Here is a 16,251-nt window from a genome sequence, read left to right on the forward strand (position 1 = left end):
GCGCCGTGCTGGCGGCGGGGGGTGGCGCGCAGGGGATCCCGGCGGCCGCGTCGGCTCCGGCGCCGCCGCCGGCGGGCGCGCCCGCGAAGCCCCCGGCCCCGCCCGCCGCTCCGCCGGCCGCGCCGCCACCGGCTCCGGTCGTCGAACCGGCCCCCGCGCCCGTCGCGCCCCCGGCGCCCGGGCCGGCCCCGGCGCCACCGCCGCCGGCGCCCGGCGCGCCCGCGAACATCACCGCCGAGGGACCGTCCTCGGCGCTCGAACTGGAACCGGGCGGTGACCCGGTCGCCCTGCCGATCACGGTGCGCAACAACGGCGGATCGGTGTCGGACCCGGTCGCGGCGACGTTGAACCTGCCGCCCGGCATCCGGGTGGTGCCGGCGGGCGGCGGTGGCGGCGGCGCCGGCGGGTTCGGGACGCAGGCCGCACCCGGGCCGCTGCTGGTGAACTGCCCGCCGGGCGAGGGCACGGTCACCTGCACCACCCCGCGCGGGTTGCGGCCGGGTGAGAGCGCGGTGCTGACGTTCCTGCTCAAGGCGGAGCAGGGTGCGGCGTCGGGCCAGGTCACCGGTTCGGTGAACGCCGGGTCGAACGTCCGGGTGTCGGTCAGCGTGCCGGTGTCCGTGGCCGAGGCGCCGGACCAGGTGGCGCTGGAGGCGAAGGCCGTGCGGAGCGGCCAGCACGTGTGGGGCCGCTCGGTGTGGCTGTCGGTCGACGTGACCAACACCGGCCCGAACACCAAGCCGGTCACCCTCTCGATCGACGACGAGGCGCGGCTGATCCTGGGCAGCTTCCGGGCGGCGTGCGACAGCGGCCCGACGACCACGTGCACCAGCCTGAACGCGCTGGAGCCGGGCGAGCACCTGCGGCTGTGGTTCGAGCTGGACGGGCCGGAGAAGCAGGCCCGGACCGTGACGGTGTCGGCGACGCTGGGCACCGCGCACGCGTCGCGGACGGTGACGTTCGACTGCTGGTTCCCGCACTGCGGGGTGCCGTTGCCGGGCCTGGCGCCGACCACGACGACCACCACTTCGGTGACCCCGTCGCCGTCCACGACGACCACCACGACCTCGCGCGAAACGACCACCACCACGACGACCTCCAGCCGCACGACCACGACGACGACCACGACGTCGAAGGACCACGGGCGGCCGTGGTGGTGGCTGCCCTGGATCCCGTACTGATCTCCCGGAGTACCGTGACCCGCCATGACGGGTTTCGCGGCACTGTTGCGGTTCCTGCCCCGGGGGGTGCGCAAGTTCCTCGTCCGGCGCCGTGAGCTGCTGAAGTTCGTTCTGGTCGGCGGAACCTGCTTCGTGATCACCAACGTCGTCAACTACGGGCTGAAGCTGACCGTGCTGACCGGTAAGCCGGTGACCGCGCTGGCGGTCGCGACGCTGGTGGCCACGGTGGTGTCGTACGTGCTCAACCGCGAGTGGTCCTTCCGCACCCGCGGCGGCCGCGAACGGCGTCACGAAGCCGCGTTGTTCTTCCTGATGAGCGCGATCTCGCTGGGGCTGGGCGCGCTGCCGCTGGCCGTGTCGCGGTACGTGCTGCACCTGCACACGCCCGAGGTCGGGCTGGTCACGCAGGAGATCGCGGACTACGTGAGCGGCATGATCGTGGGCACGCTGCTCGGTACGGCGTTCCGTTGGGTGTCGTTTCGGAAATGGGTGTTCCCGCAGGAGGACGCACATCCGGGACGAGTCGCGGAATCGGATGAAACCGGCTCACGCGCCGCCTGACGCTCCCCGGTTTCGCGGACTCCGTAGACTGCCCGAGTGACCGTTGTGGAAAGCGTGTTGTCGCACACGCCCGAGCCATTGCGCTCGGTGTTGATCAAGCATCGGGAGCTGCTCAAATTCGGGATCGTCGGCGGAACGACCTTCATCGTCGACAACGGTGTCTGGTACCTGCTGAAACTGAGCGTGCTGGAAGACAAGCCGACCACGGCGAAAGCGATCGGGATCATCGTCGCGACGATCGTGTCGTACGTTCTCAATCGCGAATGGTCGTTCCGCACTCGTGGGGGCCGGGAAAGGCATCACGAGGCCGCGCTGTTCTTCGTGATCAGCGGCCTGGCCGTGGTCGTGAACCTGATTCCGCTGTGGGTTTCGCGGTACGTGCTGCACCTGGAACTGCCACACGTGAGCCGGTTCGCGCAGGAAGCGGCGGACTTCGTCAGCGGATCCATCATCGGCATGCTGCTGGCGATGGTGTTCCGCTTCTGGGGCTTCAAGAGGTGGGTCTTCCCGGACGAACTGGGCAAACGCCGCCGCGACACGTCCCGCGAGCCAGACCCGACGGCCTGATCCACCCGGCCGGCCGCTCAGCGCGGCACGCGCTCCGCCGGCCGGCGACCCGACAACTCCGGCCACCGACCAACCGCCTCCACCATGGCCCGCCAACCCCGTCCAGCCGCTACCCGGCCGGCCGCTCAGCGCGGCACGCGCTCCGCCGGCCAGCGCACCTCCGGCACATCCCCCGGATTCGGCACCCGCAGGAACAGGCTGAACACCGCCGGCCGACGGCTCGACAACTCCAGCCGCCCGCCGTCCGCCTCGGCCAGGGCTCGCGCCAGCGCCAACCCGACCCCGGTCGATCCGCCGCCGGAGAAGCCCCGCTCGAAGATGTGCGGCGCCAGGTCGTCCGGGATGCCCGAACCGGTGTCGCTCACCTCGACCACCACCGTGCCCTCGGTCTCGCCCCGGCGCGCGGCCAGCGTGACCGTCCCCGCCCCGTGCCGCAGCGCGTTGTCCAGCAGCACGCCGACCACCTCGCGCAGCCGGCCCGGCGTCGCCCGCGCCATCAGGCCCTCGCCGATCTTCAGCCGCAGGTTGCGGCCCTCCGCGCGCAGCAACTGCCGCCACTCCTGCGACACCTCGGGCAGCTCCGCGGCCAGCTCCAGCGCCTCCGTGTCGACCTCGCTCGCCGCCCGCGCCGCCGCCAGCAGCTCCTCCAGCGCCTCCGACAACCGGTCCGCCTGCTCCTGCGCCGCCCGCGCCTCCTCCGCCGTGTCCGGGTCGTCGGCGACCGTCAGCGACTCCAGCCGCAGCTGCAGCGCGGTCAGCCGGCTCCGCAGCTGGTGCGACACGTCCCCGACCAGCTGCCGCTCCCGCTGCACCAGCTGCGCCAGCGCGGTGCCCGACGTGTCCAGCGCCTCGGCCACCATGTCCAGCTCACCGATGCCGTACCGGCTCGTGTCCGGCCGGAAGTCCCCGCCACCGAGCCGCGCCGCCCGCTCGGCCACGTGCCGCAGCGGTTTCGCCAGTCGCCGGGCCGTCACGGTCGCCACCACCGTCCCGATCGTCACCGAGAACACCACCAGCAGCAGCACGGCCAGCGTCACCGTGGTCTGCCGCGACCGCAGCGGCCCGGACGGGATCGACAGCTCCAGGTGCCCCTGCCGCGCCAGCTGGACCGTCGCGGTCACCGGATCCGCCCCCGGATCGGCGCCCTCGGTCATCCGCTCCTGCCCCGGCACCTCGACGACCAGCTTCCCGCCCTGCGGGATGGCCACCGACACCTGCGTGAGGTCGTTCTGGTCGAGCGCCCCGTCGGCCAGCTCGGTGTCCAGCGTCGCGGCGATCTGCGCGGCGCGGCCGGCGAGGTCCTCGTTGTAGATGCTGTCGACGAGCTTCCACGCGGTGACGCCGAGCGGGATGCCCAGCGCCGCCGCGGTGACCGCGACCGCCAGCAGGATGGCGAGCAGGATCCGGCGGCGCACTAGTCTGCGTTGAACCGGAAGCCGACGCCGCGGACCGTCGCGATGCGCCGCTCACCGTCGCCGTGGTGGATCACCGACCCCTTGCCGTCGCTGGTCACCGACAGCTTCCGGCGCAGCCACGACATGTGCATGTCGAGTGTCTTCGAGGTCTTGGACTCCAGGTCGTTCCACACCTCGGCGAGGATCTCGTCGCGGCTGACGACCTGCCCGGCGTGGCTCATCAGCACCCGCAGCAGCTCGAACTCCTTGTTCGCCAGCTGCACCTCGCGGCCGTCCACCAGCACCATCCGCGCGCCCAGGTCCATCCGCACGCCACCGGCCTCGAGCACCTCGGGCGCCCGCCGGCGCAGCAGGGCGCGGATGCGGGCCAGCAGCTCGGCCAGCCGGAACGGCTTGGCCACGTAGTCGTCGGCGCCGGCGTCGAGGCCGACCACGAAGTCCACCTCGTCGGTGCGGGCGGTGAGCATCAGCACCGGCAGCTCGCTGCCGTTCGCGCGCAACCGGCGGCACACCTCGAGCCCGTCCATGCCGGGCAGGCCGAGGTCGAGCACGAGCAGGTCGACCCGCTTGGCCTGGGTGGTGTCGAGTACCGCGGGCCCGTCCCCGACCACCTCGACGTCGTAGCCCTCCCGTTCGAGCGCACGCGACAGGGGGTCCGCGATCGCCGGGTCGTCCTCGGCCAGCAACACCATGCTCACCTGGTCAACTCTACGACCGCGCCACGTGAAAACATCGTGGCGTGGCGAGCTACACGGACGATCTCATCCTGGCGGAGAAGCTCGCGGACGCGGCGGACTCGATCACCACGGCCCGGTTCCGCGCCCGCGACCTGAAGGTCAGCAGCAAGCCGGACCGCACCCCGGTCACCGATGCGGACACCGCGGTCGAGGACGCGGTGCGCGAGGTGCTCGCCGCCGAGCGCCCGGACGACAACGTGGCCGGCGAGGAGCGCGGCGGGACGGCGTGGGCGTCGGGCCGCGCGTGGGTGCTGGACCCGATCGACGGGACGAAGAACTTCCTGCGCGGCGGTCCGGTGTGGGCGACGCTGATCGCGCTGGTCGAGGACGGGCAGCCGGTGGTCGGCGTGGTCAGCGCGCCGTTGCTCGGCCGCCGCTGGTGGGCCGCGGCGGGTGACGGCGCGTGGATGCGCGACTCGGCGGGCGAGCGCCGGATCTCGGTGTCGGCGGTGTCGTCGCTGTCGGACGCCTACCTGTCCACCACGGACCTGGGCTCGTGGACCGAGTACCACTCGCGCGAGGCCTACCTGGGACTGGTCGACGCGTGCTGGGAGACCCGCGCCTTCGGCGACTTCTGGCAGCACTGCCTGGTGGCGGAGGGCGCGATCGACCTGGCCGCCGAGCCGATCGTCAACCCGTGGGACGTCGCGCCGATGCAGATCCTGCTCACCGAGGCCGGCGGGCGGTTCTCGGATCTGACCGGCGCGGAGCGCTTCGACGGCGGCTCGGCGCTGTCGTCCAACGGGCACCTGCACGACGAGGCTCTCGGCCACCTGCGGCGGTAGCTCACCCGGCCCGCTGCCCGGTCACGTCCCAGAGGTGGTGCAGCGGGTCGTGGATGAAGTAGCGCGCGAAGGTGTCCGTCGTGAACTGGGCGCCGTCGCTGCGGGTGCCGGGGCGTTGCCACTGCTCGCCGGAGACCTGGGCGAACGCCTCGGCCAGCCGGGACGCCGCCGTGGTCAGCTCGTCCGCCACCACTCGCGGGTCCTGTGTCTCGTACCGGTCCTCGATCGCCGTCGCGTCCTGGTTCCAGTCCGGGAACAGCGGGCCGTCCTCCGTGAGGATCAACCGCAGCCGCTCCAGGTAGATCCGGCACACGTCCCGCACGTGGCAGCCGTACTCCAACGTGGACCACTTGTCCGGCGCGGGCCGCTCCCGCACGTCCGGCTCGGCCAGCGCCCGGCGCCACCCCTCGGCGTTCGCTCGCAGCAACGCGGGCACGTCCTCACGGGAGAACGTGCCGGCGTCGAAACCGCATTCCGGGCACGGCGTGCGCAGCACCCAGGTCCAGTCCTTGGTGTCGGGGGTGATCATGCGTCGAGCATCATCGCCGGAACCCGCGAGCACCAGTCCGGATCGCTCAACGGTGCCGTCAGCTCTCCTTAAGCCGGCGCGGGCAGCAGCCCCACGGCCCCGCGCGCGACCTGCGACCAGGCCAGCCTGCCGAACAGGTAGTGGCAGGCGACCTGCTCGTTGGTGAACCGGGCCCAGTCGTAGCGGTTGCCCTGCTCGCGCCAGAACACCTCCCACACCGGACCGCCCTCTTCGGACTCCTCGACCCGCAGCAGGCACCACGCGTTGTCGGCTTCCTTGCCGATCGAGATCACCTCGCCGGGCACCCCGATGGCCGCCAGCCACCGCACGATCGACTCGACGTTCACTGCGCAGCGCCCTCCTCGAACGTGATGTCCGCCAGATACCCCAGGGTGACCAGCTCGTCGGCCGAGTAGGTCGCGCGGTACCGCTCGCCGCCGCCGGGCTGCCCGAACCACGGCGCCGACACCGCCCGCCACACCGGCGTGTCCCGCAGCACGCGGTAGCGCCGGTAGCCGGCTGTCCGGGCCGACGGCGGCAGCGACCGCCGCGCGAACGGGGTGCCCGCCGGCGCGAAGACCCGGCCGCGTGGATCGCCGAAGCGGTCCAGAACCGCGCCCTCGGCCAGCACCTCCGGCTCGCCCTCCGCGGCGCCGCCCTCGGGGTACAGCTCGCCCGGCGGCCACGCGTATTCCGGCACCTCACGGCGCTTCCCGGCCAGGAACCGGCGATCCCAGTCGCGCTCGTGCAGGCCGCCCAGCGGGTCGTACCCGGCGAGCAGCTCCGCCGGGGGCGTCCCGGCCGGCGAGGGCAGACGGCCGTACCCGGCCTGGACCTTCGCCAGCGCGTCGTCGGTCCGGACCAGGTCCGAGCGCGGGTGGTCGTGCGGCGGGAACCGCAGCCCGGGCGCGTAGTCGACCTCGGACGGCGGCACGGGCAGCTGCCGCGCGGGCTTGTCGGTGGCGACGGGCAGGTGGCCGATCGGGAACATGTGCACCCGGAACAGCGCGACGATCGTCTCCCGCTCCTGCCGTGGCGTCCCCATCGGCGGCGGCGCCGGCTCGGCATACGGCGCGACATTCGGCTGACGCGGCCCGGGCGCGAACGGCGCGTGCCCCGCCGGCGGGGCGTAGCCGGCCGCGGGCGCGGCAGGTGCATACGGCGCCGGGGCGTATCCGGCCGGCGCGTACCCGACGGCGGGAGCGGCCGGAGCCGGTGCACCCGGCATTCCCGGCGCTCCCACCGGAGGCGGCGACGGCACGGCGGCCTCGGTGAACCCGGCGGCGACGGTGGCGTTCGGCAGCCCGGTCGAGGGCGTCGGCACCTCGTCGAAGCCGCCCGCGTCCAGCAAGCCCTCGTACTGCGGCAGTGACGGCGGGGTCGGCGGGTCCGGGAGCTGGATCGGACCGGTGTCGGTGTCGGCGAAGGCCGGTTCGGGAACCACGGGCGGCACCACCGGCGGCGTCAGCACGGCCGAGGACACCACGGCCGGCGCGGCTGGCGGCGCCGTGCCCAGCACCGCGGGCGACGGCGTCACCACGGGCGCCACCAGTTCCGGCGCCAGACCGGTGACCACCCCGAGCAGCGCGCCCTGGCCGTCCGGGGTGCGGGCGCCCGGGTTCGGCTCGACGACCGGGGTGACCAGCGAGCCGACCGGCCCGGGCCCGAGCGTCGCGGCCAGGCCGTGGGTGACGACCGCCAGGTTCGCCGCGGTGCCACGCAGAATCGGCTCCACACCGAGGATCGCGGTCGGGTGGCCGTGCTCGGCGGCGGCGAGGGTCGCGTCCCGGTTCTTCGCGGCCTCGACGAGCTGCCGCACCAGTTCGACCTTCGCGGCGCCGACCTGCTCGGCCGCGGTCTCCAGCCGGTCGGCGGCTTCGGCGGCGCCGCGCGCGGCCGCGGTCAGGTGCCCGTTCTCCGGATCGACGAACGCCGACCACGCGTGCCCGGCCGCCTCGCCCGCGTCCCGGGACAGGGCGGCGACCGCGGCGCCCGCGTGTTCGTCGGCCTCCGCGGCGAGCGCGGTCAGTTCGCGGTGCGCGTCGCGCCAGGCGCCGGCCTGCTCGCGCAGCTTGTCCTCGTCCGCGTCCGGCCACTCCAGGCCGGTTTCCGCCGCCAGGCCGGCGAGTTCCCGCGGTAGCTCGATGCCCATGCGCTACCCCTGTGCCGTGTCGATGATCGCCCGCTCGGCGTCCTCTTCGGACCCGCGGTAGCGCCCGGCGGCCTCGCCGACGGTCCGTCCGAACGTCGTCAGCCGCCCGGACAGGCTCCGCAGCCGGTCCAGGGTCTCCTCGGCGCGCGAGACGTGCGACGCGGCGATCGCCTGCCCGACCGCGCCGTCGCCCCACGCCTGGCCCGCGCCGTCGAGCGTCCGCTCCAGCCGCTCCGCGATGGCCGCCGCGCGCACCGCGAGGCCGTCGAAGTCGCCTGCGGAGGCCGCGAGCCGGGCGGCGTCGGCCTCGAACCCGGCGCTCATCGGGTCATCCAGGTCTGGTCTTCGAGGCTCTCCTCGTCCGGCGCGGGACGGGGTTTCGCGGGCGCGATCTCGGTCGCGTCGAGGTCACCGGTGCCGAGCAGCAGCGCCTGCGGGTCCGTGCCGGACGGCAGCACCGGCGCCAGCACCTCACCGGCCCGCGCGAGCGCCCGCACGGTGGCCTCGGCGGTGACGCGCACGATCTGCTGCGCCAGCTCGTTCGGCCGGTACCGCCAGTACGCGCCGTCGGCGATGGTGAGAGAGGTCAGGGTGCCGCGCGGGCCGACGGTCGCGGTGATCAGCCCGTCGGCGTCGGTGGCCGAGGCCGTGACGGCGGCGAGCGCGCGCTGCGCGGAAGCGAGATCTTCGCGGCTGCGGCGGTAGTCGGCGAGCAGTTCCTCCACCTGCGCCCGATGCTCGGTCACGGCACCCCTCCTCGCGAGTACAGCAGTCGGCTCGGACTCGGACGCGCGCCACGGCGCTCCGGTTCCCCCTCGGCATCAGGTTGCCCCATCGAGCCGAAATACGCATGAGTGCCCGAACCGTGTCGCGGCGTGCGGTCAAATCGCAACCTGCCGCGGCGATCATCTCGATTCCGCCGTGGTGGGAATCGCCCGCGGCCCGCTTTCCCGTCGCCGAGGATTACCCAGCGGTGCCAACGGTTTCCCGGCTCGCTCGGACGGCGGTCAGTTACCCGCGGTCAGCTCCGCGAGCCGAAGATCGCTGGATCGGGTGAGATCAGGAGACGCCGCGGCCACGGGGTTGCGGTCCCTGCTCGCCCGGGAAGTCGTCGTACGGGTTGTCGTTGACCTGGCGGTAGATCATCGTGTGCACCCGTTCCACGCGCGGGATGTCCTCGAAGCGCAGCGGCTCGTCCGAAGCGGACTCGATCACCAGCGTTCCGCAGCCGAAGAGCCGGTCCACGATGCCGTGCTCGAACTGCACGCTGCTGATCCGGCCGAGCGGGATGTCGATGCCGGTGCGCTTGATCACGCCCTCGCGCACGATCAGCCGGTCGGTCGTGACGATGAAGTGGGTGGTGCGCCAGCGGATCAGCGGCACCAGGAAGGACCAGACGATCAGCACGACCGCGACCACGGCGATCGCGATGCGGGCCACGTCGTCCCACGGCGCGGGCGCGTCAGCGGCGAGCGTGACGAGCCGGATGCCCAGCCCCACCGTCACGAGAAAACCGATCACCGGCCAGATCAGCATCTTCGCGTGCGGATGGCTGTGCACTATGACCTGCTCGTTCTCGCTGAGCAGATCGTCGGGGTAGGCCACTGCGAACTCCTCTCGCGACCGCCTCACCGTACCGGGCGCAGGTGCACGACGTCTCCGGCGAACACGGTGTGCCGCTTCCCGTCCTGACCGGCCACTTCGAGCTGGCCGGCGGCGTCGACGTCCTCGGCCGTGCCGGTGATCGCGTGGTCGCCCGGCAGCAGCACCCGGACCTCCTGGCCGATCGTCTCGCAGCGGTCCCGGTAGTCCGCCAGCAGACCGGCCTTCGCGAGGTCGCCGCGCGCGGCGCGCCAGCGGTCCTCGCGGTCGGCGAGCGCGGCCAGCAGCAGCGCGGCGATGTCGGTGCGGTCGGTGGTGCGGGCGCCGTTCTCGGCCAGGGAGGTGGGCAGCAGCCCGCCCGCGCCCGGCTCGACACCCGGGCCCAGCGGCCGGACGTTGAGCCCGATCCCGAGCACGACGGCCAGCTCGTCCCCGGCGACGGCCTCGGACAGGATGCCCGCGCACTTGCCCCGGGCCGGGCCGGCGAGCACGTCGTTGGGCCACTTGAGGACCGCGTCGACGCCCAGCTCCGCGGTCAGGTCGGTCACCGCGAGCCCGGCCACGATCGCCAGTGAGCCGAGGGCGCTGAACGGCACCTCCACGGGACGCAGCAGCACGCTCAGGTAGACGCCACTGCCCTTCGGGGACGCCCACAGCCGCGCGCGCCTGCCGACGCCGGAGGTCTGCTCCTCGGCGATCAGCACGGTCCGGTCCGCCGCGCCCTCGACACTGGCTTCACGCAGGTCGGCGTTGGTGGACCCGGTGCTGGGGACGACGTCCAGCGCGGCGTACGGACCCTGCGGGGCGAGCAGTTCGGCGCGCAGCCGCCCGGCGTTGATCGCGTTCATGGGGGCAGCCTATTCGTCTTCCGTCACGCAAGAGGGGGTCCGGTCGTTGGATCACTGTGTCCGGCCCGGCCGTTGTCTTTTAGTGTTGGCGAGGTGACCATGCGTTTCCGATCCTGGGGGCGGGCCGCCGCCGGGCGTGCCCTGATCGCGCTGATCCTCGTCGCCGCCGTGGCCACCTGCGGGTGGCTGCTCGTCGAGCCGCCGCGGGAGCAGGTGGCGGCCGCCGCCGACGTGCTGCCGCCGGAGCCGCCCGCGGGCGGTGCGGCGCTCGCGTCCGCGCCGACCGTGCTGGAACCGAACGCGCCGGTGCAGGCGCAGGCGCCGCGGGAACAGGGCCAAAGCGAGCTGGAGAAGTGGGCGGCCGGGCTGAGCGGGCCGCTCGACATCCCGGAGCGCGCGCTGATCGGGTACGCCACGGGTGAGCTGACGCTGCGCGAGGAGGACCCGGGCTGCCACCTGTCGTGGGTGACGCTCGCCGGCATCGGCAAGGCCAGCTCGAACCACGGCCGGTTCGGCGGCGGGTCGCTGGACGCGAACGGCACGCTGACGAAGGCGCTGGGCGCGGTGCCGCTGACCGGCGCCGCGGGCGAGGCCGCCACCGAGCCGCGTGGCGGCCCGATGCAGCTGACGCAGGCGGAGTGGCAGCGCGCCGGTGCGCGGGGCGACATCCAGGACATCGACGACGCGTCCGTCGCCGCGGGCCGCACCCTGTGCGCGGGCAACACCGACCTGCAGGCCGGCCAGGGCTGGTGGAAGGCGATCGAGTCCTACCGCGACTCGGACCTGTTCCGGCAGCAGGCGCTCGGCAACGCGCAGCTGTACGCGCAGCTCTCGCTGGAGCCGGCGTCGGCGTCCGCGCCGTCGGTGCGCGCCACCCGGTTCGCCCTCGACCAGCTGGGGTTGCCCTACGTGTGGGGCGGCAACGGCCCGGAGGCGGGCGCGGCCGGGTTCGACTGCTCGGGCCTGACGAAGGCGGCCTACGACGCGGCCGGGGTGAGCCTGCTGCGCACCGCGGACATGCAGTTCCGGTCCGTCCAGGCGGTCACCGAGCCGCGGTTGGGCGACCTGGTGTTCTACGGCAACCCGGCGACGCGCATCCACCACGTGGGCCTCTACCTGGGCAACGGACTGATGATCAACGCGCCGACGCAGGGCATGGCCATCCAGATCGCGACGTACCGCACCCGCACGGACGACTACGCGGGAGCCGGCCGCCCGGCGAGTTAGCCTCTGTTGCTTCCTCGGGGTTCGTCGAGCGTCCGGGGCGCCACAGCGAGTCCCGCGATGAGGACGACGCCGAGCCCGGTCACGACGATGGACCTCGCCAGGCATCGTGAGGCGAACAGGCCGGGCGGGATCAGCGGGTTCGCGGCGCGGCGCTCACGAACGGAGGTCTTCGCCGAGCTGACGGCCGACTGGTCCCCCATCGACAACCAACGAGCCGAGGCACTGGGGCGAGGTCGCGCGAAGCCTGACGCCGTTCTTCACAGTGTCGGTGGCAGGTCCAGCCACGGTTGGCCGGTGGCGTCGAAGCCGGTCAGCTCGGCGATCTTCCCGTCGACGACGTGCAGGACCGCGATGGCGAACAGCCGGTGCTCCGGGTCGCCGGGGGCGCGGAGGTACAGCGCGGCGGCAGGCATGCGGTTGACCGTCGTGGGGACACCGCGCCAGTCGTCGTGGCCGGGTTGGAAGAGCCCACCGGAGACCCAGCCGTCCACCGCGTCCTTGGCCGTCGTGGTCACGGTGCCCGAATCGGGCAGCATCGCGAAGCGCAGGTCGTCGCGCAGCAGGGACGACAGGCCGCCGAGGTCGTTGCGCTCATGGGCGTCGATGTAGGACCGCACCACGCTGCGCTCGTCGTCCGACAGCTCGTGGGTGGCGGGGCTGCGCCAGTCGAGGCGGCGGCCGGGCAGCTGCTCGCGCATCGTCACGCGCGCCCGCTGCAGCGCGCTGGTCACCGATGCGACGGTCAGCTCGAGGGCCTCGGCGGCCTTCGACGCCGGCCAGCCGAGCACGTCGCGCAGGATGAACACCGCCCGCTGCCGCGGCGGCAGGTGCTGGACGGCGACGATGAACGCCAGCTCGATGGTCTCCCGCGCCACCACCGATTCCTGCGGGTCCTCGGGGAGCATCCGGTCGGGGTAGGGCTGGAGGTACCGCAACTCGGAGGCGAGCTCGGACGGTACGGGTGTGCGGTCGTTGCGCTTGTCCAGGAAGTCGAGGCAGGCGTTCGTCGCGATCCGGTACAGCCAGGTCCGCAGGGCCGCGTGACCCTTGAACGACTCCCGCTTGTGCCACGCTCGCAGGAACGTCTCCTGCGTCAGGTCCTGGGCGTCGGCGTAGTTCGCGAGCATCCGGTAGCAGTGCACCTGCAGCTCACGGCGGTAGCGCTCGGTGAGAGCCGCGAACCGCGCCGTGTCACCGGAGCGAACCGCCGCGATGTCGTCACCCAGCGATCTGTCGTCGGTCATGGTCATCGATCCTTCCACCGGTGCGGGGGCTACCAGAACTGACGACGCGGCGGAGGAATTCTCATCGGTGGTTCTCACGCTGTGATCAATTGAGTGGACGGGGTGACGCGCGGCTTGTAGCTTGTAGTCGACCGTGACACCGCCAGAGGAGGTGAGCCCCATGACCGCAGTACCGAAGTGGGTGCTCCCCCATCCCGTCACGGCCGGGCGATCGACGTAGGTGTCGCCGGGAGCGCCTCGACATCAAGGCACTCCCGAAAGGCACCGTCATGGATTCTCCACGTTTCGATGTGATCATCGCCGGCTGCGGGCCGACCGGCGCCATGCTGGCCGCCGAGCTCCGGCTGCACGGCGTGCGAGTACTCGTTCTGGAACAGGAAACCGAGCCCAAGTCGTTCATCCGCATCGTCGGTCTGCACATCCGCAGTATCGAGCTGATGGCCATGCGCGGACTGCTGGATCGCGTCCTCCCGCACGGCAGGAAGCGTCCGGCGGGCGGATTCTTCGCCGCCATCGGCAAACCCGCGCCCACCGGTCTGGATTCCGCGCACGCCTATCTGCTGGGAATACCGCAGCCGGTCATCGAAGACCTGCTTGCAGAACACGCCGCCGGGCTCGGCGCGCAGATCCGGCGCGGTTGTCCGGTGACCGGGTTCGAGCAGGACGACGAGGGTGTGACGGTCACGCTGTCCACTGGGGAACAGGTGCGATCGCGTTATCTCGTCGGTTGCGACGGCGCACGCAGCACGGTGCGCAAACTGCTCGGCGTCGGCTTTCCCGGCGACCCCTCGCGGACCGAAACACTGATGGGTGAAATGGAAGTGGGTGTGCCGCCGGAGGAGATCGCCGCCAGGGTCGCCGAAGTCCCGGAAACCCACCAACCGTTCTGGCTCAGGCCGTTCGGCGGAGGGATCTACAGCGTCGTCGTCCCCGCCGCTGAAGTCAGCGATCGCGCGCAACCGCCCACCCTCGAGGATTTCCAGCACCAGCTGCGCGCGGTTGCGGGCACCGATTTCGGCGTGCACTCCCCGCGCTGGTTGTCCCGTTTCGGGGACGCCACCCGGCTGGCCGAACGCTACCGGGTCGGACGCGTGCTGCTCGCCGGCGATGCGGCGCACATCCACCCGCCCACCGGCGGGCAGGGCCTCAACCTGGGTGTCCAGGACGCGGTCAACCTCGGCTGGAAGCTGGCCGCGCAGGTCCGCGGCTGGGCGCCGGGCCCACTGCTGGACACCTACGAGCACGAACGCCGTCCGGTCGCCGCGGACGTGCTGGACAACACCCGCGCCCAGATGGAACTGCTGTCCCCCGAACCGGGGCCGCGGGCGGTGCGCAGGCTGCTCACCGAGTTGATGGACTTCGACGAGGTGAACCGCTACCTGATCGAGAAGATCACCGCGATCGATGTCCGCTACGACTTCGGCGAAGGCCCCGCCCTGCTCGGCCGCCGCCTGCGTGACGTCGACGTGCAGGGCGGGCGCCTCTACGACCTGCTGCACCGTGGCCGGGGCCTGCTGCTGGACCGCACCGGACGCCTGACCGTCGGCGGCTGGTCGGACCGGGTCGACCAGGTCGCGGATCCCACGGCGGCCCTGGACGTTCCGGGCGTCCTGCTACGGCCGGACGGGCACGTCGCCTGGATCGGCGACGATCAGCGCGACCTGGACGATCACCTCGCCCGCTGGTTCGGGGCGCCGGCCAGCAGCTCGTAGACGCCGGAGAAGCCCTCGCCGCCGTGACCGTCGGCGATCCGGCGCGCCATCAGCTCCCTGGTCTCCCGCATCCGGACGGCCTCCACGCCGACCGACTCGCGGTGGCCGATCAGGTCGTCCATCAGCGCGAACTGGACGTCGAGCGGCCCGAGGTCCGGCGGGTACTCGCGGCTCTCGACGGCCTTCGCGATCGAGGTGAGCAGGGGCTGATAGGCGGTCAGCGAGGCGGCGAAGCGGTCGGCGAACCCGGTGACGTCGGCGCCTTCGGACCGCACGAGCTTGAGCGTGTGCAGGAAGCCGAGGAGCACTTCGTAGCCCATGGCGACCTGGGCCAGGAATTCGACGGCCGCCGCGCCGGCGTCGTCACCGTGGTAGCTGACCGCGCCCAGCAGGTTCAGCGCGTCGCGGTGCGCTTCGAAGGCGGAGCCGCTGAACAGGAACCGCGCGTTCGGCGTGCCCACGTACGGCGGGTCGCCCATGATCTTGCCGTCGATGTACTGCGCGCCGTGCTCGTGCGCCCAGCGTTCATAGGCCCGCGCCTGGTCCGGGGAGCCGCTGGTGACGTTGACCAGGACCTTGCCCTGGGCCGTGTCGCCGAGGGTCGACAGCACCTCGTCGACCGCGGTGCCGTCGAGCAGGCACACCACGACGAGCTGGCTGGCTGCCACGGCTTCCGCCGCCGTCGGGGCGGTGGTGGCACCTGCCTCGACGAGCGGCGCGGCCTTGCTCGCGGTCCGGTTCCAGACCGTCGTGCGGTATCCGCGGTCGAGGAACACCCGGGCGATGGCCGAGCCCATCTCACCGAGGCCGAGGACTGTGATTTCACCGGTTGTCGTATTCATACGGTAAGTCTGAAAGCTCCAGTTTAGTGGAGGTAAAGGTCGATGAGAGTGCCATCTCGTGAAGCCGATCACCTGCCGGGGCCGAAACTGTCGTACTCCCCGGGCACACTGCCTGACATGACCGAGACGACCACACACCAGCACCACTCCTTCGACTACATCGAGCTGACGGTGACCGACGTCGGCGAGGCCAAGCGCTTCTACGGCGAGGCGTTCGGCTGGACGTTCAACGACTGCGGCCCGGAGTACGCCGGAATCCGCAACCCCCGGGACGGCACCGGACCGGAAGTGGGCGGCCTCCGCGCCGGGGACGCGGTGCGCCCGGAGGACCTCCCCGCCGACGACGCCGTGCCCCCGGGGAACCTTCGCGCCGGCGAGGCCGGACGCCCGGGCGGCCCGCTCGTGCTGCTGTACTCCGCCGACCTGGAGCAGTCGGTGTCAGCGGTGCAGCAGGCAGGCGGCCGGGTGGTGAACGGCCCGTACTCCTTCCCCGGCGGCCGGCGCTTCCACTTCACCGACCCAAGCGGAAACGAACTGGGCGTCTGGTCGGAAGGCGGGTGAGGTTCGCCCACCGCCCGCAATGACTGCCGCTCCCGGAACGCGTGCCGGGCGGCGGATGGTCAGCCGCTGAAGTCGCACGAGCCGACCAGAGAGGAGCAACTCACTGCCACACGACCCACGAATCATTTCGGCCGCCTGACGGCAAAACCGCCGAAGGCCACCTGAGCTTGGCCCTGTGGCCCGGACACCTGACCTGAGGTGACCGTCGGTTACCGGGGAGGATGTTGCGGTGCCTGCACCACACCCGCCTGAGTTCCGTCAGCGCGCCGTCGAGTTGGCCCGTCTGGG

General features: G+C 72.4%; 17 protein-coding genes and 1 pseudogene. 7 read left to right on the forward strand and 11 right to left on the reverse strand.

Annotated elements, in window-relative coordinates; all coding sequences use genetic code 11:
- From D0D15_RS32370 to D0D15_RS32380, 3 genes and pseudogenes are all read left to right on the forward strand, one after another.
- Positions 1-1,181 (forward strand): annotated as a pseudogene (locus D0D15_RS32370) (sigma-70 family RNA polymerase sigma factor); the annotation flags it as partial.
- Between the two features lie 24 nt (positions 1,182-1,205).
- Positions 1,206-1,742: a GtrA family protein gene (locus D0D15_RS32375; protein ID WP_094006923.1), complete on the forward strand. Its 537-nt coding sequence runs from the start codon at positions 1,206-1,208 to the stop codon at positions 1,740-1,742.
- A gap of 36 nt (positions 1,743-1,778) precedes the next feature.
- Positions 1,779-2,309 (forward strand): GtrA family protein, encoded by a 531-nt coding sequence (locus D0D15_RS32380; protein ID WP_162830707.1) that lies wholly within the window; start codon positions 1,779-1,781, stop codon positions 2,307-2,309.
- 125 nt (positions 2,310-2,434) lie between these two features.
- Here the strand turns inward: D0D15_RS32380 and D0D15_RS32385 are convergent, their stop codons facing one another.
- Together D0D15_RS32385 and D0D15_RS32390 are read right to left on the reverse strand one after the other, a co-directional pair.
- Positions 2,435-3,724 (reverse strand): ATP-binding protein, encoded by a 1,290-nt coding sequence (locus D0D15_RS32385; RefSeq protein WP_094006925.1) that lies wholly within the window; start codon positions 3,722-3,724, stop codon positions 2,435-2,437.
- A complete protein-coding gene (locus tag D0D15_RS32390; protein WP_026153804.1) occupies positions 3,724-4,416 on the reverse strand; it encodes a response regulator transcription factor in 693 nt (230 codons plus the stop codon). The genes D0D15_RS32385 and D0D15_RS32390 overlap by 1 nt, the downstream gene beginning before the upstream one ends.
- 47 nt (positions 4,417-4,463) lie before the next feature.
- On the opposite strand from D0D15_RS32390, the gene hisN reads away from it, so the two are divergent.
- Positions 4,464-5,246 (forward strand): histidinol-phosphatase, encoded by a 783-nt coding sequence (gene hisN / locus D0D15_RS32395; RefSeq protein WP_094006926.1) that lies wholly within the window; start codon positions 4,464-4,466, stop codon positions 5,244-5,246.
- 1 nt (position 5,247) lies between these two features.
- Here the strand turns inward: hisN and D0D15_RS32400 are convergent, their stop codons facing one another.
- The 7 genes from D0D15_RS32400 to D0D15_RS32435 all read right to left on the reverse strand — a co-directional run bounded on the left by D0D15_RS32400 (position 5,248) and on the right by D0D15_RS32435 (position 10,377).
- Positions 5,248-5,775, reverse strand: coding sequence for a DinB family protein (locus D0D15_RS32400; protein WP_094006927.1), 528 nt, complete (start codon positions 5,773-5,775; stop codon positions 5,248-5,250).
- Between the two features lie 68 nt (positions 5,776-5,843).
- Positions 5,844-6,122, reverse strand: a complete 279-nt coding sequence (locus D0D15_RS32405) for a hypothetical protein (RefSeq protein ID WP_017986852.1) — start codon at positions 6,120-6,122, stop codon at positions 5,844-5,846.
- Entirely contained in the window at positions 6,119-7,927 is a 1,809-nt protein-coding gene (locus D0D15_RS36740; RefSeq protein ID WP_115944997.1) for a TNT domain-containing protein, read from the reverse strand. The genes D0D15_RS32405 and D0D15_RS36740 overlap by 4 nt, the downstream gene beginning before the upstream one ends.
- 3 nt (positions 7,928-7,930) lie before the next feature.
- Positions 7,931-8,251: a hypothetical protein gene (locus D0D15_RS32415; protein WP_094006929.1), complete on the reverse strand. Its 321-nt coding sequence runs from the start codon at positions 8,249-8,251 to the stop codon at positions 7,931-7,933.
- Complete coding sequence (locus D0D15_RS32420) at positions 8,248-8,673, reverse strand: YbaB/EbfC family nucleoid-associated protein (RefSeq protein ID WP_094006930.1); 426 nt, start codon at positions 8,671-8,673, stop codon at positions 8,248-8,250. The genes D0D15_RS32415 and D0D15_RS32420 overlap by 4 nt, the downstream gene beginning before the upstream one ends.
- A gap of 313 nt (positions 8,674-8,986) precedes the next feature.
- Complete coding sequence (locus D0D15_RS32430; RefSeq protein ID WP_094006931.1) at positions 8,987-9,532, reverse strand: PH domain-containing protein; 546 nt, start codon at positions 9,530-9,532, stop codon at positions 8,987-8,989.
- 23 nt (positions 9,533-9,555) lie between these two features.
- Positions 9,556-10,377 carry a biotin--[acetyl-CoA-carboxylase] ligase gene (locus D0D15_RS32435; protein ID WP_094006932.1) on the reverse strand — a complete coding sequence of 274 codons (822 nt, stop codon included), beginning with the start codon at positions 10,375-10,377 and terminating at the stop codon, positions 9,556-9,558.
- 99 nt (positions 10,378-10,476) lie between these two features.
- On the opposite strand from D0D15_RS32435, the gene D0D15_RS32440 reads away from it, so the two are divergent.
- On the forward strand, positions 10,477-11,604 hold the full coding sequence (locus D0D15_RS32440; RefSeq protein ID WP_094006933.1) for a C40 family peptidase: 1,128 nt from the start codon (positions 10,477-10,479) through the stop codon (positions 11,602-11,604).
- 257 nt (positions 11,605-11,861) lie between these two features.
- Here D0D15_RS32440 and D0D15_RS32450 read toward each other — a convergent pair whose 3' ends face one another.
- Positions 11,862-12,848 (reverse strand): RNA polymerase subunit sigma-70, encoded by a 987-nt coding sequence (locus D0D15_RS32450; RefSeq protein ID WP_094006942.1) that lies wholly within the window; start codon positions 12,846-12,848, stop codon positions 11,862-11,864.
- A 269-nt stretch (positions 12,849-13,117) separates the two neighbouring features.
- Between D0D15_RS32450 and rox the strand changes: the two genes are divergently transcribed.
- On the forward strand, positions 13,118-14,560 hold the full coding sequence (rox, locus tag D0D15_RS32455; protein ID WP_094006934.1) for a rifampin monooxygenase: 1,443 nt from the start codon (positions 13,118-13,120) through the stop codon (positions 14,558-14,560).
- Here rox and D0D15_RS32460 read toward each other — a convergent pair.
- The gene (locus D0D15_RS32460) at positions 14,518-15,402 is read right to left on the reverse strand and encodes an NAD(P)-dependent oxidoreductase (protein ID WP_094006935.1); all 885 of its coding nucleotides are present in this window, start codon (positions 15,400-15,402) and stop codon (positions 14,518-14,520) included. The two genes, rox and D0D15_RS32460, sit on opposite strands and share 43 nt — an antisense overlap.
- Before the next feature lie 117 nt (positions 15,403-15,519).
- Here D0D15_RS32460 and D0D15_RS32465 point away from each other — a divergent pair, with 117 nt between their 5' ends.
- Entirely contained in the window at positions 15,520-15,963 is a 444-nt protein-coding gene (locus D0D15_RS32465; RefSeq protein WP_094006936.1) for a VOC family protein, read from the forward strand.
- Positions 15,964-16,251 lie beyond the last annotated feature (288 nt).

The sequence above is a fragment of the Amycolatopsis thermalba genome, assembly GCF_003385215.1.
GTDB lineage: Bacteria > Actinomycetota > Actinomycetes > Mycobacteriales > Pseudonocardiaceae > Amycolatopsis_E > Amycolatopsis_E thermalba.

Bases quoted from the DNA above. Each gene is read 5' to 3' on its own strand.
- D0D15_RS32375 (WP_094006923.1), top strand. From the start codon at position 1,206: ATGACGGGTTTCGCGGCACTGTTGCGGTTCCTGCCCCGGGGGGTGCGC.
- D0D15_RS32390 (WP_026153804.1), bottom strand. From the start codon at position 4,416: ATGGTGTTGCTGGCCGAGGACGACCCGGCGATCGCGGACCCCCTGTCG.
- D0D15_RS32400 (WP_094006927.1), bottom strand. From the start codon at position 5,775: ATGATCACCCCCGACACCAAGGACTGGACCTGGGTGCTGCGCACGCCG.
- D0D15_RS36740 (WP_115944997.1), bottom strand. From the start codon at position 7,927: ATGGGCATCGAGCTACCGCGGGAACTCGCCGGCCTGGCGGCGGAAACC.
- D0D15_RS32415 (WP_094006929.1), bottom strand. From the start codon at position 8,251: ATGAGCGCCGGGTTCGAGGCCGACGCCGCCCGGCTCGCGGCCTCCGCA.
- D0D15_RS32435 (WP_094006932.1), bottom strand. From the start codon at position 10,377: ATGAACGCGATCAACGCCGGGCGGCTGCGCGCCGAACTGCTCGCCCCG.
- D0D15_RS32440 (WP_094006933.1), top strand. From the start codon at position 10,477: ATGCGTTTCCGATCCTGGGGGCGGGCCGCCGCCGGGCGTGCCCTGATC.
- D0D15_RS32450 (WP_094006942.1), bottom strand. From the start codon at position 12,848: ATGACCGACGACAGATCGCTGGGTGACGACATCGCGGCGGTTCGCTCC.
- rox (WP_094006934.1), top strand. From the start codon at position 13,118: ATGGATTCTCCACGTTTCGATGTGATCATCGCCGGCTGCGGGCCGACC.
- D0D15_RS32460 (WP_094006935.1), bottom strand. From the start codon at position 15,402: ATGAATACGACAACCGGTGAAATCACAGTCCTCGGCCTCGGTGAGATG.
- D0D15_RS32465 (WP_094006936.1), top strand. From the start codon at position 15,520: ATGACCGAGACGACCACACACCAGCACCACTCCTTCGACTACATCGAG.